General features: G+C 66.5%; 23 protein-coding genes. 8 read left to right on the top strand and 15 right to left on the bottom strand.

Annotated elements, in window-relative coordinates; translation table 11 throughout:
* From N8I74_RS17730 to N8I74_RS17715, 4 genes are all read right to left on the bottom strand, one after another.
* The gene (locus N8I74_RS17730; RefSeq protein ID WP_263124521.1) at nt 1–2,625 is read right to left on the bottom strand and encodes a type VI secretion system Vgr family protein; all 2,625 of its coding nucleotides are present in this window, start codon (nt 2,623–2,625) and stop codon (nt 1–3) included.
* A 352-nt stretch (nt 2,626–2,977) separates the two neighbouring features.
* Nucleotides 2,978–3,139 (bottom strand): hypothetical protein, encoded by a 162-nt coding sequence (locus N8I74_RS17725; RefSeq protein WP_263124520.1) that lies wholly within the window; start codon nt 3,137–3,139, stop codon nt 2,978–2,980.
* Between the two features lie 15 nt (nt 3,140–3,154).
* On the bottom strand, nt 3,155–3,601 hold the full coding sequence (locus N8I74_RS17720; RefSeq protein WP_263124518.1) for a BON domain-containing protein: 447 nt from the start codon (nt 3,599–3,601) through the stop codon (nt 3,155–3,157).
* Nucleotides 3,602–3,646: 45 nt separating this feature from the next.
* Nucleotides 3,647–4,141, bottom strand: a complete 495-nt coding sequence (locus N8I74_RS17715) for a PRC-barrel domain-containing protein (protein WP_263124516.1) — start codon at nt 4,139–4,141, stop codon at nt 3,647–3,649.
* Between the two features lie 97 nt (nt 4,142–4,238).
* Between N8I74_RS17715 and N8I74_RS17710 the strand changes: the two genes are divergently transcribed.
* Nucleotides 4,239–4,373: a hypothetical protein gene (locus N8I74_RS17710; protein WP_263124515.1), complete on the top strand. Its 135-nt coding sequence runs from the start codon at nt 4,239–4,241 to the stop codon at nt 4,371–4,373.
* Here N8I74_RS17710 and N8I74_RS17705 read toward each other — a convergent pair.
* Nucleotides 4,358–5,416, bottom strand: coding sequence for a sigma-54 interaction domain-containing protein (locus N8I74_RS17705; protein WP_263124514.1), 1,059 nt, complete (start codon nt 5,414–5,416; stop codon nt 4,358–4,360). The two genes, N8I74_RS17710 and N8I74_RS17705, sit on opposite strands and share 16 nt — an antisense overlap.
* Nucleotides 5,417–5,660: 244 nt before the next feature.
* Between N8I74_RS17705 and N8I74_RS17700 the strand changes: the two genes are divergently transcribed.
* Complete coding sequence (locus N8I74_RS17700) at nt 5,661–6,608, top strand: YihY/virulence factor BrkB family protein (protein WP_263124512.1); 948 nt, start codon at nt 5,661–5,663, stop codon at nt 6,606–6,608.
* Between the two features lie 208 nt (nt 6,609–6,816).
* On the opposite strand, the gene N8I74_RS17695 is transcribed toward N8I74_RS17700, so the two are convergent.
* From N8I74_RS17695 to N8I74_RS17650, 10 genes are all read right to left on the bottom strand, one after another.
* Entirely contained in the window at nt 6,817–7,431 is a 615-nt protein-coding gene (locus N8I74_RS17695; RefSeq protein ID WP_263124511.1) for a hemerythrin domain-containing protein, read from the bottom strand.
* Nucleotides 7,432–7,567: 136 nt separating this feature from the next.
* Entirely contained in the window at nt 7,568–9,670 is a 2,103-nt protein-coding gene (locus N8I74_RS17690) for a catalase (protein ID WP_263124509.1), read from the bottom strand.
* Nucleotides 9,671–10,022: 352 nt separating this feature from the next.
* A complete protein-coding gene (locus tag N8I74_RS17685) occupies nt 10,023–10,922 on the bottom strand; it encodes a carbohydrate kinase family protein (RefSeq protein ID WP_263124508.1) in 900 nt (299 codons plus the stop codon).
* Nucleotides 10,923–10,938: 16 nt separating this feature from the next.
* On the bottom strand, nt 10,939–14,031 hold the full coding sequence (locus N8I74_RS17680; protein WP_263124506.1) for a bifunctional diguanylate cyclase/phosphodiesterase: 3,093 nt from the start codon (nt 14,029–14,031) through the stop codon (nt 10,939–10,941).
* Nucleotides 14,032–14,199: 168 nt separating this feature from the next.
* Nucleotides 14,200–15,156 (bottom strand): septal ring lytic transglycosylase RlpA family protein, encoded by a 957-nt coding sequence (locus N8I74_RS19380; RefSeq protein WP_308445865.1) that lies wholly within the window; start codon nt 15,154–15,156, stop codon nt 14,200–14,202.
* Nucleotides 15,157–15,280: 124 nt separating this feature from the next.
* Nucleotides 15,281–16,393 (bottom strand): rod shape-determining protein RodA, encoded by a 1,113-nt coding sequence (rodA, locus tag N8I74_RS17670; RefSeq protein ID WP_263124505.1) that lies wholly within the window; start codon nt 16,391–16,393, stop codon nt 15,281–15,283.
* Nucleotides 16,386–18,344 carry a penicillin-binding protein 2 gene (mrdA, locus tag N8I74_RS17665; RefSeq protein WP_263124504.1) on the bottom strand — a complete coding sequence of 653 codons (1,959 nt, stop codon included), beginning with the start codon at nt 18,342–18,344 and terminating at the stop codon, nt 16,386–16,388. The genes rodA and mrdA overlap by 8 nt, the downstream gene beginning before the upstream one ends.
* Nucleotides 18,341–18,847, bottom strand: coding sequence for a rod shape-determining protein MreD (gene mreD, locus N8I74_RS17660; protein WP_263124503.1), 507 nt, complete (start codon nt 18,845–18,847; stop codon nt 18,341–18,343). The genes mrdA and mreD overlap by 4 nt, the downstream gene beginning before the upstream one ends.
* The gene (gene mreC / locus N8I74_RS17655) at nt 18,847–19,731 is read right to left on the bottom strand and encodes a rod shape-determining protein MreC (RefSeq protein WP_263124502.1); all 885 of its coding nucleotides are present in this window, start codon (nt 19,729–19,731) and stop codon (nt 18,847–18,849) included. Before mreC ends, mreD begins: the two co-directional genes overlap by 1 nt.
* Before the next feature lie 63 nt (nt 19,732–19,794).
* Entirely contained in the window at nt 19,795–20,841 is a 1,047-nt protein-coding gene (locus tag N8I74_RS17650) for a rod shape-determining protein (protein WP_263124501.1), read from the bottom strand.
* A gap of 248 nt (nt 20,842–21,089) precedes the next feature.
* On the opposite strand from N8I74_RS17650, the gene gatC reads away from it, so the two are divergent.
* The 6 genes from gatC to N8I74_RS17620 all read left to right on the top strand — a co-directional run bounded on the left by gatC (nt 21,090) and on the right by N8I74_RS17620 (nt 26,724).
* Nucleotides 21,090–21,377, top strand: coding sequence for an Asp-tRNA(Asn)/Glu-tRNA(Gln) amidotransferase subunit GatC (gatC, locus tag N8I74_RS17645; protein WP_263124500.1), 288 nt, complete (start codon nt 21,090–21,092; stop codon nt 21,375–21,377).
* Complete coding sequence (gene lpcA / locus N8I74_RS17640; RefSeq protein WP_263124499.1) at nt 21,374–21,964, top strand: D-sedoheptulose 7-phosphate isomerase; 591 nt, start codon at nt 21,374–21,376, stop codon at nt 21,962–21,964. The genes gatC and lpcA overlap by 4 nt, the downstream gene beginning before the upstream one ends.
* Nucleotides 21,965–21,973: 9 nt before the next feature.
* The gene (gene gatA, locus N8I74_RS17635; protein WP_263124498.1) at nt 21,974–23,425 is read left to right on the top strand and encodes an Asp-tRNA(Asn)/Glu-tRNA(Gln) amidotransferase subunit GatA; all 1,452 of its coding nucleotides are present in this window, start codon (nt 21,974–21,976) and stop codon (nt 23,423–23,425) included.
* Between the two features lie 114 nt (nt 23,426–23,539).
* Nucleotides 23,540–24,967 carry an Asp-tRNA(Asn)/Glu-tRNA(Gln) amidotransferase subunit GatB gene (gatB, locus tag N8I74_RS17630; RefSeq protein WP_263124497.1) on the top strand — a complete coding sequence of 476 codons (1,428 nt, stop codon included), beginning with the start codon at nt 23,540–23,542 and terminating at the stop codon, nt 24,965–24,967.
* A 149-nt stretch (nt 24,968–25,116) separates the two neighbouring features.
* Complete coding sequence (lpxO, locus tag N8I74_RS17625; protein ID WP_263124496.1) at nt 25,117–26,016, top strand: lipid A hydroxylase LpxO; 900 nt, start codon at nt 25,117–25,119, stop codon at nt 26,014–26,016.
* Between the two features lie 75 nt (nt 26,017–26,091).
* A complete protein-coding gene (locus N8I74_RS17620) occupies nt 26,092–26,724 on the top strand; it encodes a glutathione S-transferase family protein (protein ID WP_263124495.1) in 633 nt (210 codons plus the stop codon).
* Nucleotides 26,725–26,760: the final 36 nt, after the last annotated feature.

Raw genomic sequence — 26,760 nt, 5'->3', positions numbered from 1 at the left:
TCAGTAGGTCTTGATGGCAAACGGGCTGCCGGTTTCCATGGCCTGGAGGATACAGCTCTCGCATATGCCGTTCGGGAACTGGATTTGCGGCGCATTCAGGCTCGCCGGCCCATCGAAGCTGTAGCTGCTGGCCTTGATGCTGATCTGGCCCGGCGCATGCAGGTCGATCCGGCCGTCCCGCATCCGGATAGCGGCCCCGCCGCAATTGAGCAGCATCTCCGCCTTGGCCACCCCTTCCAGTTTGTGCTGGTTGGCGTGCAGCCGCACATTCTGGTCGCCCACGATCTCCACATCGCCACTCTGCGCCTGCAGCTGCGCATGGCCCCTCGCGGTGATCAGCTTGAGATTCACCTTGTCCGCCACGCCCTGCACGAACAGGCTGATCCGGCTGCCCACGTTGTGAATCCAACGCCGGGCGGTGCTCTGCTGGGTGTCGCGCTGGCTGAGGGTGTCCAGGTTCTGCCCGCTGTTCAGCACCAGCGCGTGGGCAGTGGTCAGCGCGATGCCGGCCGGGGCGCTGGCGAGCAGGATGGCCTGTTGCCCGGGCTGCTCCTTCGCGGTCTTGCCTTGTTCGTCGGTGTTGGAACCGGCTTCCCAGGCCTTGAGCGCTTCGTTCAGGTGATCCAGGTGGCCGTGCTGGGTCTTGGCTTGCTTTTCGCCTTCAACATCCACCGTGTCCGGGCCGATCTCAGCCGGGTCGGCCAGTTGGTGTTGCGCGGTGTCGCTGAGGGTCTGTGCCAGTTGTTGCGCGGCTTCAAGCTGCGCCTGGGCCTGCGCCCGGTCCAGCTGCTGGCCAGCGGCGCCGGGTTGGGCTTCGGTGCTGAGCAGCAGCCCGTGCGCGGCGCGCAGGGCACCGGCGTGGTCGGTGCGCAGTTCGAAGCCGTCGCCACGGGGTTCAGCCTTGCCATCACGGCGCGGGTGGGCGAGGTAGCCCTGGTTGAGCTGGGTCTTGCCGTGTTCGGACGAGAGCTTGAGGCGCAGCTCGCCCTGGGTGTCGTCGAACAGCAGCTCGTTGTAGCGGGTGGTGCCGAACTCCTGGCTCTTGATGCCGGACAGGGTGTGGTTGGCCGGCAGGCTGCCGGCGCCGGAGAAGGTGGGCGGCAGGTGGCTGCCGTTGTAGAGGGTGCCGACCACCAGCGGCCGGTCGATGTCGCCCTCCACGAAGTCCACCAGCACTTCCTGGCCGATGCGCGGGATGAACTGGTGGCCCCACTGCGCCCCGGCGCTGGGGTAGGCGACGCGGAGCCAGCAGCTGGAACGCTCGTCCTGGTTGGCGCCGAAGTCCGGGTGTTCCGGGCGGCGCTGCCAGTGCAGCTGCACCTTGATCCGGCCGTAGGGGTCGGTATGCACTTCCTGGCCGGCCGGGCCGACCACGGTGGCGGTCTGCACGCCGGGGGCGGTGGGCCTGGCATGCTCGGTGTGGCTGTATAAAGGCGGCAGCGGGATGCCGCGGCGCTGGGCGTCGAAGTCGACCTGGAACGGCGCGGCCTCCCCAGCGGATTCGCCCAACTGGGCCAGCAATCCGCCCGGCAGGTTGTTGCGGGCGCGGAAGGTGAGCCGGGTGGCGACGAACTCGCGCTGCTCGGGCGCGTCGGCGTCGTGGTGTGGGTGGTCGCGCAGCTGGAACCATTCGCCCACCCGCAGGCTGCGCAGTGTGCCGCTGCCGGCAAAGCCCTTTTTGTGCGCATCCAGCGCCTGCTGGCGCAGCCGGGCATAGCGGGCCAGCGCGTCGTCGTCGCTGGCGTAGTACAGCGTCTGCGCGTCGTAGTCCGCCAAGGTGCGCTCGGCCTGCGCGCCACCGTCGCCCTGGTCGATCCCCGTGCCGTCCTGGGCCTGCAGCGTCGCCACCGGCCGGTAGTCGAAGCTGGCCAGCGCCACCTGGGCGGTGCCCAGCTGGCGGGCGCTGGTCCAGCCGGTGAGGCTGTCCTCGGTCTCGGTGGCATCGGCGCGATGGAAGCGCACGCTGCCCTGCTGGGCCTGCGGCAGTGCATAGGGGTCGTCGAACACCACCAGCGTCACCTTGGGCGGGTCACCGGCGGCGTGCTCGAAGCGATAGGCCAGCCCTTCCTCGGCCAGCAGCCGGCTGACGAAGGCGAGATCGGTCTCGCGGTACTGCAGGCAATACGAGCGCAGCGGGTAGGTCTCGCGCAGTTCGAAGCGCACGGCAAAGCCGGCGGCGAACACCGGGTTGCCGGCCAGGTGTTCATCGAGCACGGCGCGGACGATGTCGGGGACGGTGCGGTCCTGGAACACCCGGCTGGTGCGGCGGTGGGCCAGCAGCGCGAGCGGGGGTTCGATGGTCAGCGCATAGCGGGCGAAGCCACCATCGGCGGGCAGCGCCTCGGCGCGGGTGACGAGGCCACCGCGCACCAGCTCACCGCCGTCGGCGGTCGCCAGGCCCAGCTGCGCCGGCAGGCCGAGCAGCGCCTTCAGCTCCAGGTCCACCGACGGCGACAGGCATTCAACGCGGTAGCGGTAAGGCTGGGACAGCGCCTCGCTGCCCGTGGCGCTGTGCGGCAGCAGCGTCCCGCCCCAGTGCGCCCCGTCGCCCAGCTGCAGCGTGACCAGGCGCTGGTCCTGCGTGAAGGCGCTGGCGAACGAGGACAGCAGGGTGGCAAAGTCCATGGAAGTTGAGCGATGGCGTCAGAAAGGCGCAATGGTAGCGTTGGCCAATCTTTTACTCAAAGGGCATAGCGTGAAATAGGGTGGACGACCGATGGGCGGTCATATGGATCAGGCAGTGACCCTCAGCCGAGGCCGTCGTGCGCCTCATGGATACAGTGCACTGGAAAAGCTTGGTGACTGGGAGCAAGGCTGCGACGGTTGGCTGCCGTCCTCACTCGCGAGCCGGCCCGTCGGCTCCAGCGCGCCGGGCATTCCATGTTCGGGCATTGGTCTGCGCAAGGGGCGCCGGTGCAAAAAAAACGGGCCTTGCGGCCCGCCAATCACTCTCCCAGAGAAAACAACGGCATGTCGTTCACAGGCCGGGGGTCGGCGGCGTGCCGCCTTCGCTTTCCCACAGGTCCAGGTCCTTGTCTTCGGGGGCGCCGCAACGAGCGCGGCGACCCGTGGCGCAGCTGCACAGGGCAAGGGCGGTCAGGCCCAGCCCGGCGACGATCAACCAGCCATTGCGTGTCATGGTGCGCTCCTTCGATCAGCCCTTGGCCTTGACGGTCAGGTTGTTGGTCACATTGCCGACACCCTGCACACCACGCGTCACCTGCTCGGCGCTGGTCTTCTGGGCCTCGTTGTCCACTTCGCCGGTCAGCGTCACATGGCCGGATTTGCTGTCGACGTCCACGGTCAGCGTCTTGAGGCTGACATCGGCAGCGAGCGCAGCCTTCACCTTGGTGGTGAGTGCCGCATCGTCGATCGCCTCGCCGGCGCGGGCCGTGCCGCTGGCAACCGTATCGCCTGCAGCCGACACGGCCGAAGCCGCATCGGAGTGGGTATTGTCGACCGGGGTGGGTTCGGTCAACTCGCTGGCAGGGGCACTTGCAGCCATCGACATGTCGGTGGGTTCTTCCTTCTTGCTGCAGGCGGCCATCAGACCGACCAGCAACAGGGGGGCCAGGGCGAGGGTGACTTTACGGTGCTGCATGGGTTTCTCCTTTGTTGTGGCATGAATGCTGGGGTGGCACCGGCGCTATTCCCAGTAGGGCCGGGCTTCGAAATAGGTATGGGCTGCTTGGGCCCATTCCGGCCGACTCATGTCAGGCCAGTTGGCAGCGGAAAACAACGGCGCCTGGGTCAGGTCCAGCCGCTGGGTGTTGAGGAGCAGCCGACGCTCATGCGGCGCATGGGCCAGCGCATGCCAGGGCACGGCGAGCAGGCTTTCCGGTCGCGTGGTGTCGGGCGCGATCACCACATACGCCAGCCGTCCTTGATGCAGATCGACGATCAGGCTGTGCACCGTGCCGAGTGTCGTGCCGTCCAGACCAGCCACGGCGTAGTGCTGCAGCTCGTCCGTCGCGGCAAGACGGCTGCCTGGACCGCTGCCACTCTCGGCCGCTGCTGGCGATCCGGGCGACGGTTCGACCGCGACGAGCTTTTCCTCGTGCGGAATGCAGCGCACGCCGGCGTCTTCAGTGGGCGGTTCGGTGTCGTATACGATGCCGCTGTTGAGGTTCCAGGTGGACATACCGCTCTCCTGCCGGCTAGCCGCGCGGCGCGAGCCCGGCTGCCGCGAAGCGATCGTGGCCGGCCCGGCGGGGCGAATGGATGCGGGAGCGGCCCTCATGCACGGGCTCGCCTTCACCGCGCTGTGTGCGGACGGGGCGGGCACCCGGCCGCGCAAGGCGTTCGGCAAGTTGCTCCAGACTGTCAGGGTCAATGGCGAAGTCGAGTACACGCATGGTCAGGCCGTCGCGTAGTGCGCCTCGCGGCGCGCATATTCGTTGAGGCGGTTGTAGAGGGTCTTCAGGCTCACTCCCAGCGCCTCGGCGGTCTTGCGCTTGTTGCCGGCGAACTTGTCCAGCGTGGCGATGATCATCCGCCGCTCCACATCGGGCAGCGCCGTGCCCACTTCGAACTCCAGTACGCCTGGCCGGCTGATCGGGCGGCTGCCCATGCCGGGCAGCGGTAATTCGGGGTCCATATCCACCCAGATCTCAGCCAGGATGTAGGCGCGCTGCAGGCAGTTCTTCAGCTCCCGTACGTTGCCCGGCCAGGGATGGCGCAGGATGGCGGCCTCGCTCGACTCGCTGAGCTTCTTGCGCGTGCCGTGCTCGCGGTTGAGCTCGCCCAGGAAATGGCGGGCCAGCAGCAGCACGTCGTCGCCCCGGTCGCGCAGCGGCGGCAGTGCGATCGGGAACACCGCGAGGCGGTAGAGCAGGTCCTCACGCAGGTTGCCTTCCGCCACTGCCTGATGCGGATCGCGATTGGTGGCGGCCACCACCCGTACATTGCAGCGCATTTCGCGCTCGCCGCCCACCCGGGTGAAGCGACGGGTTTCCAGCACGCGCAGCAGGCGCACCTGCATGTCGAGCGGCATTTCGGTGATTTCATCGAGGAACAGCGTGCCGCCCTCCGCCCGTTCGAACACGCCCGGGTGGGTACGGTTGGCGCCGGTGAAGGCGCCTTTTTCATAGCCGAACAGCTCGGCCTCGATCAGGGAGGCGGGCAGCGCGCCGCAGTTGACGGCAACGAACGGTTCCTTGGCGCGCTGGCTGAGCTGGTGCACGGTCTGCGCAACCAGTTCCTTGCCGCAGCCGCTTTCGCCGACCACCAGCACAGCCGCTTCGGTCGGTGCGACGCGTTCGATCAGCGAAAACACGTCGCGCATGACGGGCGATGCACCGTACATGGTGCCAAAGCGCTGTAGTTCGCGCTGCGTGGCATTGGTGGCACGCACCGGCATGGCGACGACATTGTCGTGGCGGGTCTGGCTGGCGTGGTCTGGGAAGGTGTCAAACATGGGAATTCCTCGCTGTGATGCTGCAGGTCGGGCGGAGTTGCCCGGCGCACTGGCGTGGATCATGTGCAGTGGATCATGTGCAGTGGATCATGTGCAAAGACTACTGGCCCCCCCCGCAACTGGCGACGCAAGCCATTCCTAACCTCGCGTCAGTGCTGCCGCAAAGCGCTGTCGGAGCAGGACTACAGCCGCTGGCACGCATCCTGCATGCAGGACCCATATCGGATTGCAGCGGGAGGGGGCGATGCGCTTGCGGGTCAGGATGGCAAGGGCAGGGCGGCGGGTGATGGTGGCGGGGCGGCTGCTCAAGGCGGCGGCTGGCTGCTGGTCGGCGCACCGGGCATCCACCATGGGGGCGGCCATCGCCTTCTACACCTTGTTCTCGATGGGACCGGTGCTGATCATCGCGATTGCGATTGCCGGCTATTTCTACGGCCGCGACGCAGCGCAGCTTGAGCTGCTGTCGGAGATCCAGGCCCTGATGGGCCCCAATGCGGCGGTCGCGGTCAGCGCGGTGATCGACAGCGCGCAGATCTCCGGTCAGCCTACCTGGCACACACTGCTGGCCCTTGGCACCAGCATCTTCGCCGCGACCACCGTGTTCAGCGAACTCAAGGGCAGCCTGGACGTGATCTGGGGCACGCGCTCGCAGCGCCAGGGCGTACTGACGCTGTTGCGGGCCCGGTTGCTGTCGTTCGGCATCGTGGTCAGCGCCGGCTTCGTGCTGCTGGCCTCGCTCCTGGTATCGACTGCGCTCAACCTGATGCAGGATCGGTATGCAGCGTGGTTCGGCGAGGGCCTGCTGCTGATGGAGCTGGCCAATCTGCTGGTCACGCTGGCAGTGGTCACGCTGCTGTTCGCTTCGATCTACAAATTGCTGCCGGACGAGCCCATTCCCTGGCGTGACGTGTGGTTCAGTGCCTTGATCACCGCTGGGCTCTACATGGTCGGCAAAAGCCTGATTGCACTGTATCTGGGCACCACGGCAGTGGGCTCGTCCTACGGCGCCGCCGGTGCGCTGGTGCTGGTGCTGGTGTGGATCTACTACGCTGCGCAAATTTTTCTCTTCGGTGCAGAGCTTGCACGGCAGGTGACGATATTGCGCAGCGGCATGCGCGCCCAGGCGCGTCGATTGGTGCAGCTGAACCGCCAGCGCGCGGCAGGTGCCAGCACTGCGCCGGCCAGGGCGTGACTGTTGCATTGGCGTCGTTGGTCCAAGCGCCAGGCAGGCTGGGCGGCGTCTGTCTGCCCTCTGGAACCGCGCCTGAGGGACCGGAATGCATAAGGGAGTGCGTAGGAAATACTGCTGTCCCAGCTCGTAAAAACGCCACGGCACCCGCGTTGGACGGGTGCCGTGGCTTATGGCTGTGGCAAAGGGCCGCCGCAGCGGCCCGTCACCCTCAGTGCATCGCGCCACCGCGTGCGCCGGCTGCCTGACCGTATTCGGCCATCAGTTCCTCGCGTCGTTGCGCCATGGTCTCCCCCAGCGCTTGCAGATCGAGCGACTTGGCCGAACGCGCCTTGGCGAACATTTCCTTTTCCTCTTCCTTCACGTGGTGCTGCACATACTCGCTCAGCACCATGTAGAGCGCGTCGTAGCGTGTGCTTTTGACATCGCGGTTGCCTTCGAGCTGGGCGATCAGTTCCTTGGCACTGGCGTGCTCGATCTCGGCTTCGTCCAGCAGTTCGCCTTCTTCGCGCAGCGCTGCGCGCAGCGCCGGATAGAAGATCTCCTCTTCCAGTTGGGTGTGGATCTTCAGCTCCATACAGGTTTCGGCTGCGATCCGGGTCTTTTCCTCGACGGCGCCCTTTTCCTTGGCCGCCTGGAACGCCTGGAACAGCTTCTTGACGCGGGCGTGGTCATCCTTGAGCGACTTGACGGCGTCGCTGCGGGTTGCACGCTTGGCCTGGGTGCCGCTGCTGCGCGAGCGGGTCGCCGTCGTGGCACTGCTCTTGGTCTGGCTGCGGCTGGTGGTGCTGCGCTTGCTGGTCTGGCTGGAAGACGTGCTTTTCATGATCGACTCCTGATGAGACGGGAACAGTATCCGGGGCACGAAGCCCCGATGCGTAGTGTCCACCTTAGCGGGTAAGCCGCAGCGCGCCTGTCGGTGATGGGCGCGGCGCGCTGTCCGCTGATTCCCACTTGCCGGATCAGATCGCGATCCTGTCGACGAAGGCACGTGTCCAGCAGCGGTGCCATTCGAGGCTGGCCAGGAGGCGGTCGGCCAGCGTCGCGTCGGCCGCGCCGATGTGGATCGCCTCGCGGTCGGCGCCGCCCTGCGCTTCGATCTGTATCAGCGGAATACCGGCATCCTCGAGCAACGGTGTGGCCGACGTGCTGAGCGCGATCGGCTTGCCGTGCGCATAGGCTTCGGCGATGAAGGTCTTGGCGCGGCCGATCTGGCGCAGCGCATCCAGATCGGTGGTCTCGGCCAGCACCAGCACGGCGTCGAAGAACAGCGACGGACCGTTCTCATAGGTGAAATCGGGCCGGGTCTGGGCGGCGCCGCCACTGGGCAGGCCACCGAGCGTGGGCCCGATCAGCACGCTGCGCACGCCGCGCGCCTTGAGTGCATCGAGCACCGGCTGCGCAAGTGCAGCGTCGAATCGCCCGGCCGCCAGCACCGCCACCTTGCGGCCGACCACCGGAAAGGGCTGCTGGTTCATCGACAGCGCCGGGGAGGACGCGGGCGACGGCCCGGTGCCGCAGTCTTCATCCGGGCACAGCAGCCCCAGCGGGCGTGCCACGCCGTTGCACAATCCGGCATCGATGCGCTGCAGGTGCTGCACCATGCGCTCGCGCACGTGCACTGCCGTCACGTGCGACAGCTCGAACACCAGGGCGTCGCGCAAATGCCGCTGCTCGGGGAGCGTAAGGCTGGCGTAGAACAGCCGCGCCTGGCTGTAGTGATCGGCGAAGCGTTCGGGCTTGCCGCGCAGCTTGTGGCCGGACAGCGGCTCGGGAAAGCTGCGGTAGCCATCCGGCAGTGCGCCCAGATGCGCAGGGGCGCCGGTATCGAGCGAACTGGGTGCGTAGGCCACCTTGCCCAGCGGTATCTGATGCTGGCCCAGCCCGTCGCGCTGATGGTGATGGAACGGGCAGACCGGCCGGTTGATCGGCAGCTGGGCAAAGTTGGGCCCGCCCAGCCGCAGCAACTGCGTATCGGTGTACGAGAACAGCCGTCCTTGCAGCAACGGGTCGTTGCTGAAATCAATGCCCGGCACCACGTGCCCGGGATGGAAGGCCACCTGCTCGGTCTCGGCGAAGAAGTTTTCCGGGTTGCGGTCCAACACCAGCCTGCCCACCCGCGTCACCGGCACCAGTTCCTCGGGGATGATCTTGGTCGGGTCGAGCACGTCGATGTCCAGCTCCTCGGCCTCGGCTTCGGTCAGCAGCTGCAACCCGAGCTCCCATTCCGGGAACTGGCCGGTCTCGATCGCTTCCCACAGGTCGCGCCGGTGGAAGTCCGGGTCCTTGCCGTTGAGCTTCTGCGCCTCGTCCCACGCCATGCCATGCACCCCGAGCTGCGGCTTCCAGTGGAACTTCACCAGCGTGGTCTGGCCTTGCGCATTGACCAGGCGGAAGGTATGCACACCGAAGCCTTCCATCATCCGGTAGCTGCGCGGGATGGCCCGGTCGGACATCGTCCACATGATCATGTGCAGCGATTCGGGCGTGAGCGAGACAAAATCCCAGAAGGTGTCGTGTGCGCTCTGCGCCTGCGGGATCTCGTTGTGCGGCTCCGGCTTGACCGCGTGGACCAGGTCGGGGAATTTCATCGCATCCTGGATGAAGAACACCGGGATGTTGTTGCCCACCAGGTCGAAATTGCCTTGTTCGGTGTAGAACTTGACCGCGAAGCCACGCACGTCGCGTACCGTATCGGCCGAGCCGCGCGATCCGGCCACGGTGGAAAAGCGCACGAACACCGGGGTGCGGCGACCGGCCTCTCCAAGGAAATGGGCCGCCGTGATCGGGGAGAGATCGTCATAGGCCTCGAAATAACCATGTGCTGCCGCTCCCCGCGCGTGAACCACCCGTTCGGGGATACGCTCGTGATCGAAGTGGGTGATCTTTTCCCGCAGGATGAAATCTTCGAGCAGCGTCGGCCCGCGCACGCCGGCCTTGAGCGAATTGGCGTCGTCTTCGACGCCGGTGCCCTGCTGGGTGGTGATGTGCGTCAGGTTGCGCGGCAGGTGGTTGCGTGCGAGGTCTTCGATCTTGCGATTGAGGGGCTGCGGAGCGTCTGGCATCGGTCGGATTCCTTAGAAACGGGCGCGGGAAGATGAAACGCCGCGCGGCGCTCACGGCAAAGCCGCGGCGCCGCGCGAATGGGCCGAGGGAGATCAGAAGATCAGATACAGCAGGAGCAATACGGAGAGCGGAACGCCCAGCAACCAGGCGATAAAGTACTTACCCATGGTGTCCTCCTTCTAAGCGCTGATGCTTCGAAGTTACGCCCTGCCCGGGCAGCTGACTGTCGGCGGTGATTGCGACCCGCTGTCGGCGGTTTCCCACCCTGGGGCAGCGCATGCCGCCGCTTGGCACCGGTTGCCGCCGCGCCGGCCTTGTGACCGCGCCTGCCCGTGCCCTCTCAGCGTGGCACTAATGCGACTGCAGCAGCGCAGCCACTTCGACGGGCTCCGGTGCATAGGCCCCGTGGCGGGTGCAGGCAAGCGCGGCCGCCGCTGCGGCGTAGTCCAGGTGCTGGGCCGGGGTGGCGTCGGGGCGCTGCAGCAGGCTGGCCATCCAGGCGCCCATGCTGGCGTCGCCCGCACCGACCGTGTCGGCTACGCTGATGGCAAAGGCCGGGCGGCGCCAGACCGCGCCGTCGGCAAACAGGGTCATGCCGGCGGCGCCCTGCGTGAACAGCAACTGGGCGTCGGGGGCCCAGCCGCGCAGCGTGGCCAGCGCCTGCGGTTGCGATTGCGTTGGAAACAGCCGCTCCAGATCCTCGTCCGATACCTTGATGCAGTCGGCCAGCTGCACCATCACGCGCAGCGTCTCCTGGTATTGCCTGTCCATCAGGTTGCGATGGTTGGGGTCGAATGCGATGCGCCGGCCGGCAGCCTTGGCCTTGCGTGCCAGATCGACCAACCGCCCGGCGAGTGGCGCGCGCGCCAGGCTGATCGAGCCGAAGTGCACCGTCTGTGCATGCTGCAGCCAATCCTGCGGCAGTTGTGCCGGATCGAAGTGAAGGTCGGCGCTGTTGTCGCCGACGAAGAAATAGCATGGCGGATCGCGCGAGGGCACCATCGCCAGCAGCGGCGGCCTGTCCACCTGCTGCATGAAGCGCAGGTCCAATCCTGCCGCGCGCGACAGCGCCACCAGCTCGTCACCGAACACATCAAGGCTGACCGCGCCGGCGAAGGCGGTGGCGACACCCAGCCGGGCGCCTGCGCGCGCCACATTCCAGCAGGCGCCGCCGGGGACGGCGCGCCAGTGTGTCCCATCATCACGGATGAAGTCGGTGAGTGCTTCGCCGAAGACGACGAACCGGGCCATGTCCGGCGCCGTGCGACTACAGCGCCGCCGGCCGCCGTTCCCGCGCGGTGGGGGCTTCGGTGGCGGGCAGCCCGGGCGCGGTGCGCAGCCAGGCGATGAATTCGTCGGCCGGCAATGGGCGGTTGAACAGGAAGCCCTGGATCGCATCGGTGCCGGCGTTGCGCAGGAAGGCAAGCTGCTCCTGGTTTTCGACGCCTTCGGCCAGGACCGACATGCCGAGCGTCTTGCCCAGGCCGATGATGGCCAGCACGATGGCCGCGTCGTTGGGATCGGTGGTCAGATCGCGCACAAAGCTCTGGTCCACCTTGAGCTTGTCAAAGGCAAAGCGCTTCAGGTACGACAGGCTGGAATAACCGGTACCGAAGTCGTCGATCGAGAGCTTGACGCCCAGGCGCTTGAGGCCGTGCAGCATCGCCATCACGTGCTCCACCTCCTGCATCACCACCGATTCGGTCACCTCCAGCTCCAGGCATTGCGCTTCCAGCCCGGACGCGGCAAGCGCATCGGCCACGATTTCGAGCAGGTTGGCCTGGTGCAACTGCAGTGGCGACAGGTTGACCGCGATGGTCAACGGGGGCACCCCCGCCGCCTGCCACGCCGCCGCCTGGCGGCAGGCTTCGCGCAGCACCCAGTTGCCCATCGGCACCACCAGCCGCGATTCCTCGGCCACCGGGATGAACTTGCCCGGCGGGATCAGCCCGTGCTCGGGATGGCGCCAGCGGATCAGCGCCTCGGCGCCGATCACCTCGCCGCTGGCGAGGTCCGCCTGCGGCTGGTAGAACAGCTCGAACTCGCTGTTGGCGAGTGCCTGACGCATGCTCGTCTCCAGCTGCAGCCGTTCCGAGGCGAGGATGTTGAGGTCAGCGGTGAAGTACTGGTAGTTGCTGCGCCCGTTGGCCTTGGCCTGGTACATCGCCACGTCGGCGTTGCGGATCAGCGTGTCCGAGTCCTGGCCGTCGTCCGGGTAGACGGCGATGCCGATCGAGGTGGAACTGGCAAAGCCGCCGGCTTCCAGCTCAAACGGTTCGGCGAAGGATTCGAGGATCTGCTCGGAGATCTGCCCGGCATACAACGCGTCCTGGATGTCCGAGAGCACCACCACGAATTCGTCCCCACCCAGCCGGGCGAGGATGTCGGATTTGTTGACGATGCGGCGCAACCGTTCGGCCACCTGCATCAGCACCTGGTCGCCGGCCGCGTGGCCCAGCGAATCGTTGATGGTCTTGAAGCGGTCCAGGTCGAGGAACAGCACCGCCAGCTGGCGCTGGTAGCGCTCGGCCGCCGCCACGGCCAGCCGCAGCTCATCGCGCAGCAGGTTGCGGTTGGCAAGGCCGGTGACGGTATCGAAGTTGGCAAGCTCGGTGATCCGCTCCTGCGCCTGCCGCCGCTCGGTGACATCGGTCACGGTGCCGATCAGCCGCCGGGGCCGGTTGTGCTCGTCCATCTCGACGAAGCGGCCGCGGCTCTGGAACCAGTGATATCCGCCATCCTTGAGGCGGCGTCGATATTCGATGACCAGTTGGTTGGATGCGCCGGTGTAGTAGTCGCGCACCGCTCGCAGCACGCGCTCGCGGTCGGCCGCGTGCAGCTGGTTCTTCCATTTCTCGAACGTCTCGACCAGCTCGCCCGGCTCGTAGCCCAGAAGCCGGTCGTACTCCGGGCTGGTGACAGCGGTGCGGCGGCTCTCCAGCGGCATGTCAAAGAGCCCGGTGTTGGAGGCCTCCAGCGCCAGCCGCAGCTGCTGTTCGCTCTTGACGATGGCCTCCTCGGCCATGCGCCGCTCGGAGATGTCGCGCACCACCGCGCAGTTGTACTCGCGGCCCTTGAATACGATGTAGTTGGAATAGACCTCGATCGGGAATTCCTCGCCGGTACGGGTCTTGAACGTGACTTCGTCGAACAGGTGCTTGTGCTCGCGCAGCCGTTGCCAGAAGCGTGGCCAGCTTTCGGGCTTGAAGCCGGGGTTGATGTCCTTGAGCCGCATCGAGAGCAGCTCGCCCTCGCTGTAGCCGAGCCGATGGCAGGCGGTGGCGTTGACGTAGCGGATCGTGCCGCTGTCGTCCAGCCACACCGCCATGTCGGCGCCGCGCTCGACCGCCACCTTGGTCAGGTACAGGTCGGCCTCGGCCTGTTCCAGCCGCTTGAGCTTCTGCAGCACATACAGCACCAGCCCGGCACAGGTCAGCAGCATCAGGCAGGCGATGCCGAGGTTGATCAGGTTCTCGCGGCGCCAGCCGTTCAATACCGCGTCGTGATCCATGCCGATGCTGACACCGAGCGGCCAGCCCGAGACATGCTGCCAGCCGTAGATGCGGCGCACGCCGTCGATGACCCGCCCGTCGCGGTATATGCCTGCCTCCTCGCTCAGGAACCCGTTGGTGAAGAATGGCAGGCGCGCGATGCTGCGCTGGTTCTCGCGCGTATCGTCGGGGAAATACATCAGTGTGACGCCGTCGTCGCGGAACACCCGCAGCGTGAGCTGCCGACGCACATTGATGGAATGGTAGAAATCGGCGAAGAAGCCCGGCGACAGGCCGGCGACCAGCACACCGGCGAAGCGCCCGCCGGTGCCGGCAAGGCCAGTGGCGACCGGGATGATGTCGCCGCTGTCGGGGTCGATGGTGCGCTCGGCGATGTACTGCGGCGTGGCCGGCTGGGCACGGATGGCCTGGAAGTAGCGCTCCTGCGAGAGATTGCGCTGCGGCGCCGGGTAGCTGCGGGTGGTGGCGGCGAGGCGGCCCTGTTCGTCGATCACCATCAGTGAGTTGAGCTGGGGATAGCGCAGCACGACGCGCCGCAGATAGGCATACAGGCATTCGTCGTCGGCGGCGGCAAGGCAGGAGCGGAACAGCGCATCCTGCTGGATCGCGTACAGCGCGTTCACGCTGGTTTCCAACGTGCGGCCGATGTGCTCCTCGCTGGTGCGGGCCAGCGTCAGCAGCTGTTGCTCGGCCTTGTCCTGCGTTTCCTGGTAGCTGCGCAGCGAAGACCAGCCCAGTGCACCCAGCGTGAACAGCATCACCATCAGCGACAGCATCACGAGCAATACCCGGATGCGCGCGAATGAATGACCGTCGTCTTGCTCCCGAGGCGGGGGCGGCGGGGTCACGATGCTCGATCTCCTGAAGGCGCGGCGCGGTGCGCCGCTGTTATCGGTACCTGCGACGGTACCATGCTCGGTTCATTCTTGGGCCAAAGCGCCACGCTGGCAAGCGCGAAGCGATCCGCCGCCGCCGGGCGCACCGTGCCACGGGGGGGCGCGGCACGGCGTGCAGGGTCAGCGGGCGATCACCGCCGCCAGGTCGTGCGTGTCGGCAAGCTGCCTGGCGGCAGCCTCGGCCGCCTGCCGGTCGGGGTAGGGGCCGAGCCGCACCCGGTGCAGCGTGCCCGCCGACTGAATCGCAAGCGGTGCGCCCGGCGTCAGCTCACCGGCCAGGCGCGCATGGAAGGCCTGGGCGTTGGCCAGCGACGAGAAGGCACCCAGCTGCAGGTAGACGCCGCCCGGGCCAGCCACGGATTCGGGCGCCGGCGGACGCGCCGGCGGGGCCTCCACCGTGGCAAGCACCGTGGCCGGGGGTGGACTGCCACCGGGGCCCAGGCTCTCGACGATCACCTCGGCGCTGCCGTCGACCGCGTAGCCGAGCCGGCAGGCCGCGACGAACGACAGATCGATCACCCGCCCCTTGTGGAAGGGGCCGCGGTCGTTGACCCGCACCACCACGCTGCGGCCATTCTTCACGTTGGTCACCCGGGCGTAGCTGGGCACTGGCAGCACCGGTGAGGCGGCGGTCATGGCGAACATGTCGTAGATCTCGCCGCTGGAGGTCTTCTGGCCGTGGAACTTGCGGCCGTACCACGAACCGACGCCGCGCGCGCGGTACCCGCCCACCTGCCTGAGCGGTACGAAGTGCTGGCCGAGCACGGTATATGGGTTGTTGGCGAAGCGATGCAGCGGCTCGGCGCGGGGCAGGGGCTCGGGCACCTCGTCGATCCAGTCGGGCAAGGCGAGCGGACCGTCGTCCTTGTAGAAGGCGCCCCCACCGGCCCGGGTGTAGACGCAGGGGTTGCTGCCCGGCGGCGGTGCCTGCGGTGGCGGTTCGGCCCCTGGTCTGGCCGTCACTGGCGGCTGCGGCTGCGGCTGGGACGGCGCCGGGGCGCGGCCGGGCGTGCTCGAGCAGGCGGCAAGCAGGATGGCACAGGCGCCCAGGCCGATGATCTTCAAGCTGGCTTTCAAACGGACACCTCCAAAACAAATGTGAGGAGTGAGGGGTGAGGCGTGAGGTGCAAGAGCAACGTCAAAAACGGCGCGCCGTGGCTGGTGTACTTGAAGTCACCTCTCACTCCTCACGCCTCACCATCTATCCCTTCATCAGCTTGCGGTCGCGCTGCACACTCATCAGAAGGCCGAAGCTGGCGAGGATGGAGACCATCGAGGTGCCGCCATAGGAAATCAGCGGCAGCGGCACGCCGACCACGGGCAGGATGCCCGACACCATGCCCATGTTGACGAAGGCATAGGTGAAGAAATTGAGCGCGATCGACCCGGCAAGCAGCCGGCCGAAGGTGGTGGAGGCGGCATGCGAGATCAGCAGGCCGCGGCCGATCACCAGCAGATAGAGTCCGATCAGCGCCACATTGCCGATCAGGCCGAATTCCTCGCCGTAGACGGCGAAGATGAAGTCGGTGGTGCGCTCGGGAATGAAGTCAAGATGGGTCTGGGTGCCGGCGAGCCAGCCCTTGCCGAACCAGCCGCCGGAGCCGATGGCGATGGTGCCCTGGATGATGTGGTAGCCCGCCCCCAACGGATCGCTGGTCGGGTCAAGCATGGTGCTGATGCGGCGGCATTGGTACTCGTGCAGGATCTGGACACACAGCGTCCAGTGCGTCACCACGTAGGCCAGCACACCGAAGGCGATGATGCCAAGCCCGATCACGCGCCAGGCCAGCCCGGCGAAGAACAGCACGTAGAAGCCCGAGGAGGCGATCAGCAACGCCGTGCCAAGATCGGGCTGTTTCAGGATCAACGCCACCGGCACCACCATGATCAGCGCCGCGACCACGAAGTGCCGCCAGTCCAGGTGCGCCTCGTGATGGTGGAAATACCAGGCGAGCATCAGCGGCAGCGCGATCCGCATCAGTTCGGAGGGCTGGATACGGGTGATGCCGACATTGAGCCAGCGCGTGGCGCCATGGCTCGTGACACCGAAGAACTCGACTGCCAGCAGCAGTACCACGCCGGTGACGTAGGCCGGCAGTGCCAGGCGCATCCAGGTCTGCTGACGGATGCTGGCCACGCACCACATCAGCGCCAGCGAAATGCCCATGAAGGTCATCTTGTCCGAGACGCGCTCGGTATCCTGGTTCGACGCCGAGTACAGCAGCACCGCCGAGATCAGGAACACCAGCAGCGTGAACAGCAGCAGCCACGGATCGATCGGTTGCTTGAAGCGTTGCCAGAGCTGCTTAATCACTGTGCGGTTCCGGGGAAGGGGCGGGCGCGGCCTCGGGCGCGACAGGCTCGGGCTCCTTGCCCAACAGATAGTAGTCGAGCGCCTTGCGCGCGATCGGCGCGGCGGCGGTGGCACCCCAGCCGCCATTCTCCACGATCACCGCCAGCGCAATCCTAGGCTGTTCGAGCGGGGCGAAGGCGATGAACCACGAGTGATCGCGCAGCCGTTCGTGGATGCTGTGCGCGCTGTACTTGGCTCCCCTGAGCGAGAACACCTGGGCGGTGCCGGTCTTGCCGCCCGCGGTGTAGCCGGCGTTGCGGAATACGCTGGCGGCGGTGCCGCTGGTGATGACGCTGGCGAGCCCACGCAGCACCCGCTCGGTGTTCCCGCGCTGCCAGGGCAGCACCCGCTCGGGGCGCGGTGCCACTGGCACGCGCGTACCGGTATTGGGATCGACGATATCGGCCACCACGTGCGGCCGGTAGGCGACGCCATGGTTGGTCAGCGTGGCCATCGCATGCGCCATCTGCAGCGGCGTGTAGCTGTTGTAACCCTGGCCGATGCCGATCGACACCGTTTCGCCGGCGTACCATTTCTGTTGTGCCGGATTGCGGAACCGTTTGCGTTTCCACTCCGGGCTCGGCAGCACGCCGGGCCGCTCGCCCGGCAGGTCGATGCCGGTCTGGCGGCCGAAGTCGAGCCCGGCCATGAAGTCGGCGATGTAGTCGATGCCCATCTGCACCGCCAGCTGGTAGTAGTAGGTGTCGCTCGACACGGTGAGCGAGCGGTCGAAGTTCATGCTGCCGTGGCCGCCGGCCTTGGAGTCGCGAAAGCGATGCCCGCCGAACAGGAAGTAGCCCGGGTCGGCGATGGTCTGGCGCACCAGCGGGAAATCGCCCTCCAGTGCCGCCATCGCCATGAAGGGTTTGAAGGTGGAGCCGGGCGGGTATTCACCACGCAGCGCCCGGTTCAGCAGCGGCTTGTCCGGGCTTTCGTTCAAATCCTTCCAGCTTTGCGGATCGATGCCGTCAACGAACAGGTTGGGGTCGAACCCCGGCATCGAGACGAAGGCGAGCACACCGCCGTTGGCCGGGTCGATCGCCACCAGCGCGCCACGCCGGCCGGCGAACAGCGTCTCGACCACGCGCTGCAGCCGGATGTCCACCGACAGCATCAGATCGTGCCCAGGGCGCGGCGAGACACGGCGCAAGGTACGCACGGCACGGCCGTTCGCGTCGATCTCGACCTCCTCGAAGCCGGTCACGCCATGCAGGTAGCGCTCATAGCTCGCTTCGATGCCGATCTTGCCGATGTGCTCGCTGCCGCGGTAATTGGCGAGCATGCCGTTCTTTTCCAGCTCGGTCAGGTCGCGGTCGTTGATGCGCCCGATGTAGCCGACCAGGTGCGAGCCCACCTCGCCCTGTGGATAGTGGCGGAATAGCCGTGCCTTGATCTCGACCCCCGGAAAGCGGTAACTGCTGGCCGCAAAGCGTGCCACTTCGGCATCGGTGAGCCGGGTCTTGATCGGCAATGATTCGAATTCCTTGCTCTCCTCCTGCAGCTTCTTGAAGCGGCGCCGGTCCTTGGGTGTGATCGGCACGATCTGGTTGAGCTCGGTGATGAGCGTGTCCAGGTCGGCTATCCGGGCCGGGACGACCTCCAGCGTATAGGCCGAGTAGTTGTGCGCCAGGATCTCGCCATTGCGGTCGCGGATGATGCCGCGCGAGGGCGGCACCGGCACCAGCGAGATACGGTTGGCCTCGGCCAGCGTCATGTACTTGTCGTGCTGGATGCCCTGCAGCCAGACAAAGCGTGCCAGCAGCACGCCGAACAGGATCAGCACGAACAGCACCGCGGTCACGAGCCGCAGCTCGTAGGCGCTGCGCTCGGCCCGGCCGTTCTTCAACTCGTTGCTGCTGTTGCGGCGCGTCTTGCCCCGGGGCGGCGCGCCGAACATGGGACGCCGGCTCATATCGAATCGGGCACGCGCGTCCGCTGGTAGACCAGCAGCAGATTGGAAAGCGGCACCCACAAAAACGCGGCGACGAAGGGGCTGACGAAGTAGCCGGGGCCGACCGTCTCCGAACCGATGGCAAAGCGCAGCCCGGCCATCAAGAGCTGCGCCAGCAGCAGCAGGCCCAGCACCACCAACGCCTGCTGCCAGAATGGATAGATGTTGATCCGGCGCTGGCGCGACAGCACCAGATAGCTGATCACCGAATACGCCAGTGCATGCTGGCCCAGGATGTTGCTGTTGGCCACGTCCATCACCACGCCAAGCAGGAAGGCCCAGCCCACGCCGATCCGGCGCGGCTGGTTCAGCGTCCAGTACAGCAGCAGCAGCGCAACGAAATCGGGCGCGAAGTGCCCGCCGGCCAGTTGCCACGGCAGCAGGTTGAGCATGAGCGCACCCAGCAGGGTCAGGAAGATCAGGCTGGGGCGTACCGGGCGCAGGAGGTGGCTGGAAACGGGCATCAGGGCGCTCGCTTGGCGGCAACGGCTGAGGCATCCGGATAGGGTGCCGGCGCCGCCGGGTTGTCCAGGATCAGCAGAAAGCGATGCTGGCCGATGCCGGCAAGTGCCTGTGCCTCGATACGCGGAAACGGCGACCCTGCCTGTCGCTCGATCCGGGCCACCTTGGCCACCGGCAGCCCCGGCGCGTACAGGCCGTCCAGCCCGGAGGTGATGAGCGTGTCGCCGACCTTGATGTCGGCGTTGGGCGGCAGGTAGCGCACTTCGAGCGGATGGCCCGCGCCCATGCCGTAGACCACGGTGCGCAACTGGCTGCGCTGCACCATCACCGGCACCACATGGTTGCGGTCGCTGATCAGCCGCACCTCGGCAGTCAGGGGCTGCACCCGCACCACCTGACCGACCACGCCGCTGGTATCGACGACGATCTTGCCCGGCCGCGTACCCCGCTGTTCGCCCGAGTCGACGATCAGCTTGGCCGAGAACGGATCGCGGCCGTTGTACAGGATCTCGGCCAACTGGCTGGGCCGGCTGGTGGTGCGGCGATGTTCGGAGAGCGCGCGCAGCTGCGCGTTCTCGGCTGCCACGGCGTCAAGCTGCATCGCCTTGGCGCGTGCGGTCAGCAACGCATCGTTGAGCTTGCGGTTCTCGGCGATCAGCTCGGTCTGCCGGGTGAAGAAATCGCGTGCCGAATGCAGCGCAGCGAACGGCGCGGTGGCCAGCCATTGGAACGGGTAGAGCACGAACGACACCTGTTCGCGCAGCCGGCCCAGCATCGCGTAATGCGCATCGCCCACCATCAGGACGATGGAGAGCGTCGAAAAGATCAGAAGCCGCGTCAGCGGCTTCGGGCCTTGCTTGAAAAAGGCGGGTTGGGTCGCTTGCATGGGGTACGGTGCTGACGAATCAAACAGGCGGGGTCCAGCCCCGCCTCACGGTACAAGCGAGGATCAGTCGTTGATGAAGATCGCGATGCCGCCCTTGTCCAGCTTCTCGAGCGCCCGGCCCGAGCCGCGCACCACGCAGGTGAGCGGATCGTCGGCGACGATCACCGGCAGGCCGGTCTCTTCCATCAACAGCCGGTCAAGGTCGCGCAGCAGCGCGCCGCCGCCGGTCAACACCATGCCCTTCTCGGCGATGTCGGCACCCAGTTCGGGCGGGGTCTGTTCCAGCGACTGCTTCACCGCCGACACGATCTGGTTCAACGGCTCGGTCAGCGCTTCGAGGATTTCGTTGGACGAGATGGTGAACGAGCGCGGGATGCCCTCGGCCAGGTTGCGGCCCTTCACCTCCATCTCGCGCACCTCGGCGCCGGGGAAGGCCGAGCCGATGCGCTTCTTGATGTCCTCGGCGGTGGTGTCGCCGATCAGCATGCCGTAGTTGCGGCGGATGTAGTTGATGATGGACTCGTCGAACTTGTCGCCTCCCACCCGCACCGACGAGGCGTAGACCACGCCGCCCAGCGAGATCACGCCCACCTCGGTGGTGCCGCCGCCGATGTCCACCACCATCGAACCGGTGGCCTCCTCGACCGGCAGGCCGGCGCCGATCGCAGCTGCCATCGGTTCCTCGATCAGCTCGACCTTGCGTGCGCCGGCACCCAGGGCCGATTCGCGGATGGCGCGCTTCTCCACCTGGGTGGAGCCGTAGGGCACACAGATCACGATGCGCGGCGGCGAGCTGAACAGCCGGCTGGGATTCACCTTCTTGATGAAATGCTTGAGCATCTGCTCGGTGATGGTGAAGTCGGCGATCACGCCGTCCTTCATCGGGCGGATAGCGGTGATGCTGCCCGGCGTGCGTCCCAGCATCTTCTTCGCTTCAGCGCCCACGGCCAGGATGGTCTTCTTGCCCGACGGCCCGCCTTCCTGCTGGATGGCGACGACCGAAGGTTCGTCCAGCACGATGCCCTTGCCCTGCATGTAGATCAAGGTGTTGGCGGTACCCAGGTCAATGGCGATGTCGTTGGCGAAATAGCCGGAAAGCATACCTAGCATCGTATTCTCGCAATTGGTGTTTCGTGGAACGGGACGACGCAGAGCGCCGCCCCGGTAGGGAATCCTGTCGTCGTGGAAACCGCAGGCGGTCCCCGGTTCCGCCGGCGCGGCAGCGGCATCGCCCCGGGCCTGGCCCGGTTTGGGCGAAACAAACCCGGTATGATACCCTAAGGCGCCTCAGGTTGGGGGGCCGCTTTGTTAACGGCGCCACGTACGCGGCACCCCGCAAGCGAAAGGAAAATCACACCATGTCGCTGTCGTCCGACGACGTCAAACGTATCGCCCGGCTCGCGCGCATCGCCGTCACCGACGCCGAGCTTGCCGCCACCCAGACTCAGCTGAACCGCATCCTGCATCTGATCGACCAGATGCGCGCCGTCGATACTGCCGGCATCGCGCCGATGGCGCACGCCCAGGATGTGCACCTGCGGCTGCGCGAGGACGAGGTCACCGCGCCCGATCGGCGCGAGGCGTTCCAGGCGGTGGCGCCTGCGGTGGAAAACGGCCTTTATCTGGTACCCAAGGTGATCGAATGAGTCTCTCCCACGTCCGTGCCCATTTCGACGAGGCGGCTGCGCTGCTGGAGCGGGTACGCGCCGACGATGCGTTCTTCGCCGCCATCGATGCCGCGGCCAAGGTGCTGGTGCACGCTTTCCGCAATGGCGGCAAGGCCATCTCCTGCGGCAACGGCGGTTCGCACTGCGATGCGATGCATTTCGCCGAGGAACTGTCGGGCCGCTACCGCGACGATCGCCCGGCCATGCCGGCGATGGCGGTATCCGATCCGTCGCATATCACCTGTGTCGGCAACGACTATGGCTTCAACGAGATCTTCGCGCGCCAGGTGGCGGCATTCGGCCGCCCGGGCGACGTGCTGCTCGGCATCACCACCAGCGGCAATTCGGCCAACGTGATCCGCGCGGTCGAAGAGGCGCGGGTGCGCGGCATGCAGGTCATCCTGCTGATGGGCAAGGATGGCGGCAAGCTCAAGGGCGCGGCCGATGTCGAGATCATCGTGCCGCACTTCGGCTACGCCGACCGCATCCAGGAAATCCACATCAAGGTCATCCACACGCTGATCGATCTGGTCGAGCGTGGCATGGGCCACGTGCCCGCCAACTGAAATCCCCACATGATCGAATCCTCGCTCAAGCAACTGGCCGCAGCACTGGCGGCCAAACAGGTCTCCGCCGTCGAGCTCGCTACCGAATTCCTCGATCGTGCCGAGCGGCACAACGGCGCGCTCAACGTCTATATCACGCTCGATCGCCAGAAGACGCTGGCTGAAGCGCGGGCAGCCGACCAGGCGCGCGCCGATGGCAGCGCGGGGCCGCTTGCCGGCATCCCGGTGGCGCACAAGGATATCTTCTGCCAGGAAGGCTGGCGCACCACCTGCGGCTCGAAGATGCTCGGCGACTTCGTCTCGCCGTACTCGGCGCATGTCGTGGAGCAGTGCCAGGCCGCGGGCCTAGTCACGCTCGGCCGCACCAACATGGATGAGTTCGCCATGGGCTCGTCCAACGAGAACAGCCATTTCGGCGCGGTGAAGAACCCCTGGGATGGTGCCGCCGTGCCGGGTGGCAGCTCGGGTGGCTCGGCCGCCGCCGTTGCGGCGCGGCTCGCTCCGATCGCCACCGGCACCGACACCGGCGGCTCGATCCGGCAGCCGGCGAGCTTCTGCGGCATCACCGGCATCAAGCCGACCTACGGCGTGGTATCGCGCTTTGGCATGATCGCCTACGCCAGCTCGCTCGATCAGGGCGGCCCGATGGCCAGGAGCGCCGAGGATTGTGCGCTGCTCCTGAACGTGATGGCGGAGTTCGATGCGCGTGACGCGACCAGCCTTGCGCGCGAACGCGAGGACTACGCCCGCGATCTGGATCGACCGCTGGCCGGCCTGCGCATTGGCCTGCCCAAGGAATACTTCGCCGATGGCCTCGCGCAGGACGTGGCCGGTGTCATCGACGCGGCCATCGCCGAGTACCGCAAGCTCGGGGCCGAGGTGGTCGAGGTCAGCCTGCCCAACACCGAGCTGGCGATCCCGTCGTACTACGTGATCGCGCCGGCCGAGGCGTCGAGCAACCTCAGCCGCTTCGATGGCGTGCGCTACGGCCATCGTGCCGCACAGTTCGACGGCCTCAATGGCATGTACGAACAGACCCGCGCCGAGGGCTTCGGCTGGGAAGTGAAGCGCCGCATCCTGACCGGCACCTATGTGCTCTCGCACGGCTACTACGACGCCTACTATCTGCAGGCGCAGAAGATCCGCCGGCTGATCGCCAACGATTTCCAGGCCGCCTTTGCCCAGTGCGACGTGATCGCCGGCCCGGTGGCGCCGACCACGGCGTGGAACCTGGGCGAGAAGCGCGACGATCCGGTGGCGATGTACCTTGCCGACATCTACACGCTGGGCGTGAACCTCGCCGGCCTGCCGGCGCTGAGCGTACCGGCCGGCTTCGGCAGCAACGGCCGCCCGGTGGGCCTGCAGCTGATCGGCAACTATTTCAGCGAGGCGCGCTTGTTGAACGCGGCCCATCGGTTCCAGCTGGCAACCGACTGGCACTGCAAGGCGCCCGCCCTGTGATCCGACCAGGGAAGGAAGACGCGGGAAGAGGGCGGGGCAACGGCGCGCTGGCATGCCGCTGTCCCTGTTTGCTCCTTCCCTCCCTGCCTTCCCGCTCTTGATGCGAGACATGCAATGAAGTGGGAAGTCGTCATCGGGCTGGAAGTGCATACCCAGCTCACCACCCAGTCCAAGATCTTCTCGGGTGCCAGCACCGCCTTCGGTGCCGCGCCCAACACGCAGACCGCCGTGGTCGATATCGCCTTGCCCGGCGCGCTGCCGGTGATGAACAAGATGGCTGTCGAGAAGGCCATCCAGTTCGGCCTTGCCATCGGCGGCAAGGTGAACCGCCGCTCGGTGTTCGCCCGCAAGAATTACTTCTACCCCGATCTGCCCAAGGGCTACCAGATCAGCCAGTTCGAGCTGCCGGTGGTCGAGGGCGGCAGCCTCACCATCCATGTCGACGGCGTCGACAAGGTGATCAACCTGACCCGCGCCCATCTGGAAGAAGATGCCGGCAAATCGGTGCACGAGGATTTCCACGGCGCATCGGGCATCGATCTGAACCGCGCCGGCACGCCGCTGTTGGAAATCGTGTCCGAGCCGGAAATGCGTTCGGCGGCCGAGGCGGTGGCGTATGCCAAGGCGCTGTACTCCTTGGTGACCTGGATCGGCATCTGCGACGGCAATATGCAGGAGGGCTCGTTCCGCTGCGACGTGAACGTGTCGGTGCGCCCTGAAGGGCAGGCCGAGTTCGGCACCCGGCGCGAGATCAAGAACCTCAACAGCTTCAAGTTCATTGAGCAGGCGATCAAGGCCGAGGTGCAGTACCAGATCGAGCTGATCGAGGATGGCGGCAAGGTGCAGCAGGCCACCGTGCTGTTCAACCCGGATACCGGCGAAACCCGTGCCATGCGCAGCAAGGAAGACGCGCACGACTACCGCTATTTCCCCGACCCGGACCTGCCGCCGCTGGTGATTTCCGAGGAATGGATCGAGCGGGTACGCGGCGAACTGCCGGAGTTGCCGGCAGCGATGCAGGCGCGCTTCGTGCAGCAATACGGCATTCCCGCCTACGACGCCGTGACGCTGACCGCCTCCAAGGCCCTCGCGGCCTACTACGAGGCCACGGTGGCTGCCGGTGCCGACGCCAAGCTCGCCAGCAACTGGATCATGGGCGACATCAGCGCCACGCTGAACCGCGAGGAAAAGGACATCAGCGCAAGCCCGGTCGCGGCCGACGCATTGGCCGCGCTGATCAAGCGGGTGATGGACAGCACCCTCAACAACAAGACCGCCAAGGATGTGCTCAGGAAGATGTGGGAAGAGGGGTTGCCCGCCGACGCCATCATCGAACGGGATGGCCTGAAGCAGGAGACCGATACCGGCGCGATCGAAGCCATTGTCGATGCGGTGCTCGCAGCCAACCCCAAGGCGATCGAGGAATACCGTGCCGGCAAGGAAAAGGCGCTCAACGCCCTGGTGGGGCAGGTGATGAAGGGCAGCGGCGGCAAAGCCAATCCGGCGATGGCGCTGGAACTTTTGAAGAAAAAAGTCGGCTGAGTCTACCGATCCCAAGAAAAGCGGGCCTGGCCCGCTTTTTTTATCCGCCAAGGGATCGTTGGCGGGGTGATGCGGTTGCGCCTGGAACGGCTGCCCTGGCAGGCGCCCCCGCGTCACCGCCCCCGCCCAGCGCGCTCAAGGACCACACAATGACCAAATGGCTGATCGTTTCGCTCTTCATCGTCTGCGGCATCCATGTGCACTACCGCGGCCGGGTGCGGCACGGCTTCTGGCGGCAGTTGACCGACCATTCAAGCTTCATGGCGCCGATCAATTGCTTCATGTACCTGTTCTCCAGGGTGCCGACCACGCCCTACGTACCGGTCAGCGCGTTCCCGGAACTGGAAAGGCTGCGCGCGGCATGGCCGGCGATGCGGGCCGAGGCCGAGGCGCTGTTTTCCGAGGGGCATATCAAGGCATCGGCCCGGCGTGACGATGCCGGGTTCAATTCCTTTTTCAAGAGCGGCTGGAAGCGCTTCTATCTCAAGTGGTACGGCACGCCGCACCCATCGGCGCAGCAGCTGTGCCCGCAGACCTCGCAATTGCTGGCCGGCATGCCGACGGTGAAGGCCGCGATGTTCGCCGCGCTGCCGCCGGGCAGCCGGCTGGTGCGCCACCGCGACCCGTACGCGGGCTCGCTGCGCTATCACCTTGGGCTGATCACCCCCAACGACGACGCCTGCTTCATCGAAGTGGACGGCGAGCGCTACAGCTGGCGCGACGGCGAGGCGGTGATCTTCGACGAGACCTACATCCACTACGCCGACAACCAGACCACCACCAACCGCATCATCCTGTTCTGCGATCTGGAGCGGCCCATGCGCTATCGCTGGGCGCAATGGGTCAACCGGGCGGTCGGCCGCGTGCTGCTGGCCGCGGCGGCCTCGCCCAACCAGGAGGGCGACCGCACCGGCGCGCTCAACAAGGCATTCGGGGTGCTCTACGCGGTGCGCCAAGCGGGCAAGGCGCTCAAGCGGCGCAGCAAGCCGGCGTACTACGCGGCGAAGTGGGCGCTGATCCTGTCGGTGCTGGGGTTGATCCTGCTGTAACAGGTGCCGGTTCCGGAACCGTTGCCGGGACACAGGGTTAGAATGGCCGCTTCGACCCACCGGCAAAGGTGCCCCATGCAACTTGTCATCGGCAACAAGAACTATTCCTCCTGGTCGCTGCGGCCCTGGCTTGGTCTCAAGATGGCCGGCATCGCCTTCGAGGAGATCCTGATCCCGCTCTATCAGGAAGGCAGCAAGGCCGAGATGCTGAAGTATTCGCCGACCGGCCGGGTCCCCGCATTGCTGGACGGCGAGCTGGCGGTGTGGGATTCGCTTGCCATCGCCGAGTACATCGCCGAGAAGTTCCCCGACCGGCAACTGTGGCCGCAGGACGCGGCGGCACGCGCGGTGGCGCGCTCGGTCTGCGCCGAGATGCACTCGGGCTTCCAGGCGCTGCGCACGCTGTGCAGCATGGATATCCGGGCGCGTCGGCAGGTCGGGCTCACGCCCGAGGTCGCTGCGGACATCGAGCGCATCGTTGCGATCTGGACCGATTGCAGGAACCGCTTTGCCGGCGGGGCTCCGTTTCTGTTCGGCCGCTTCAGCTGGGCCGATGCGTTCTACGCGCCGGTGGTGCTGCGCTTTGTCACCTACGGCATCACCGTGCCGGACGACGCGCAGCGTTACATGGAGACGGTGCTGGCACTGCCGCCCGTGCAGGAATGGATCGAGGCCGGCCGCGCCGAGCCGTGGGAATTGCATTTCTGAGGTTGCCCAAAAAATAGGCAGGCGTTAGAATGCCGG

Source organism: Chitiniphilus purpureus (genome assembly GCF_025642115.1).
In the GTDB taxonomy this organism is placed as follows: domain Bacteria; phylum Pseudomonadota; class Gammaproteobacteria; order Burkholderiales; family Chitinibacteraceae; genus Chitiniphilus; species Chitiniphilus purpureus.
Note: the sequence above shows the minus strand (reverse complement) of the source record. Positions and strands in the feature narration are given on the sequence as shown.

Bases quoted from the DNA above. Each gene is read 5' to 3' on its own strand.
- N8I74_RS17730 (WP_263124521.1), bottom strand. From the start codon at position 2,625: ATGGACTTTGCCACCCTGCTGTCCTCGTTCGCCAGCGCCTTCACGCAG.
- N8I74_RS17725 (WP_263124520.1), bottom strand. From the start codon at position 3,139: ATGACACGCAATGGCTGGTTGATCGTCGCCGGGCTGGGCCTGACCGCC.
- N8I74_RS17720 (WP_263124518.1), bottom strand. From the start codon at position 3,601: ATGCAGCACCGTAAAGTCACCCTCGCCCTGGCCCCCCTGTTGCTGGTC.
- N8I74_RS17715 (WP_263124516.1), bottom strand. From the start codon at position 4,141: ATGTCCACCTGGAACCTCAACAGCGGCATCGTATACGACACCGAACCG.
- N8I74_RS17710 (WP_263124515.1), top strand. From the start codon at position 4,239: ATGCACGGGCTCGCCTTCACCGCGCTGTGTGCGGACGGGGCGGGCACC.
- N8I74_RS17705 (WP_263124514.1), bottom strand. From the start codon at position 5,416: ATGTTTGACACCTTCCCAGACCACGCCAGCCAGACCCGCCACGACAAT.
- N8I74_RS17700 (WP_263124512.1), top strand. From the start codon at position 5,661: ATGCGCTTGCGGGTCAGGATGGCAAGGGCAGGGCGGCGGGTGATGGTG.
- N8I74_RS17695 (WP_263124511.1), bottom strand. From the start codon at position 7,431: ATGAAAAGCACGTCTTCCAGCCAGACCAGCAAGCGCAGCACCACCAGC.
- N8I74_RS17690 (WP_263124509.1), bottom strand. From the start codon at position 9,670: ATGCCAGACGCTCCGCAGCCCCTCAATCGCAAGATCGAAGACCTCGCA.
- N8I74_RS17685 (WP_263124508.1), bottom strand. From the start codon at position 10,922: ATGGCCCGGTTCGTCGTCTTCGGCGAAGCACTCACCGACTTCATCCGT.
- mrdA (WP_263124504.1), bottom strand. From the start codon at position 18,344: ATGAGCCGGCGTCCCATGTTCGGCGCGCCGCCCCGGGGCAAGACGCGC.
- mreD (WP_263124503.1), bottom strand. From the start codon at position 18,847: ATGCCCGTTTCCAGCCACCTCCTGCGCCCGGTACGCCCCAGCCTGATC.
- mreC (WP_263124502.1), bottom strand. From the start codon at position 19,731: ATGCAAGCGACCCAACCCGCCTTTTTCAAGCAAGGCCCGAAGCCGCTG.
- N8I74_RS17650 (WP_263124501.1), bottom strand. From the start codon at position 20,841: ATGCTAGGTATGCTTTCCGGCTATTTCGCCAACGACATCGCCATTGAC.
- gatC (WP_263124500.1), top strand. From the start codon at position 21,090: ATGTCGCTGTCGTCCGACGACGTCAAACGTATCGCCCGGCTCGCGCGC.
- lpcA (WP_263124499.1), top strand. From the start codon at position 21,374: ATGAGTCTCTCCCACGTCCGTGCCCATTTCGACGAGGCGGCTGCGCTG.
- gatA (WP_263124498.1), top strand. From the start codon at position 21,974: ATGATCGAATCCTCGCTCAAGCAACTGGCCGCAGCACTGGCGGCCAAA.
- gatB (WP_263124497.1), top strand. From the start codon at position 23,540: ATGAAGTGGGAAGTCGTCATCGGGCTGGAAGTGCATACCCAGCTCACC.
- lpxO (WP_263124496.1), top strand. From the start codon at position 25,117: ATGACCAAATGGCTGATCGTTTCGCTCTTCATCGTCTGCGGCATCCAT.
- N8I74_RS17620 (WP_263124495.1), top strand. From the start codon at position 26,092: ATGCAACTTGTCATCGGCAACAAGAACTATTCCTCCTGGTCGCTGCGG.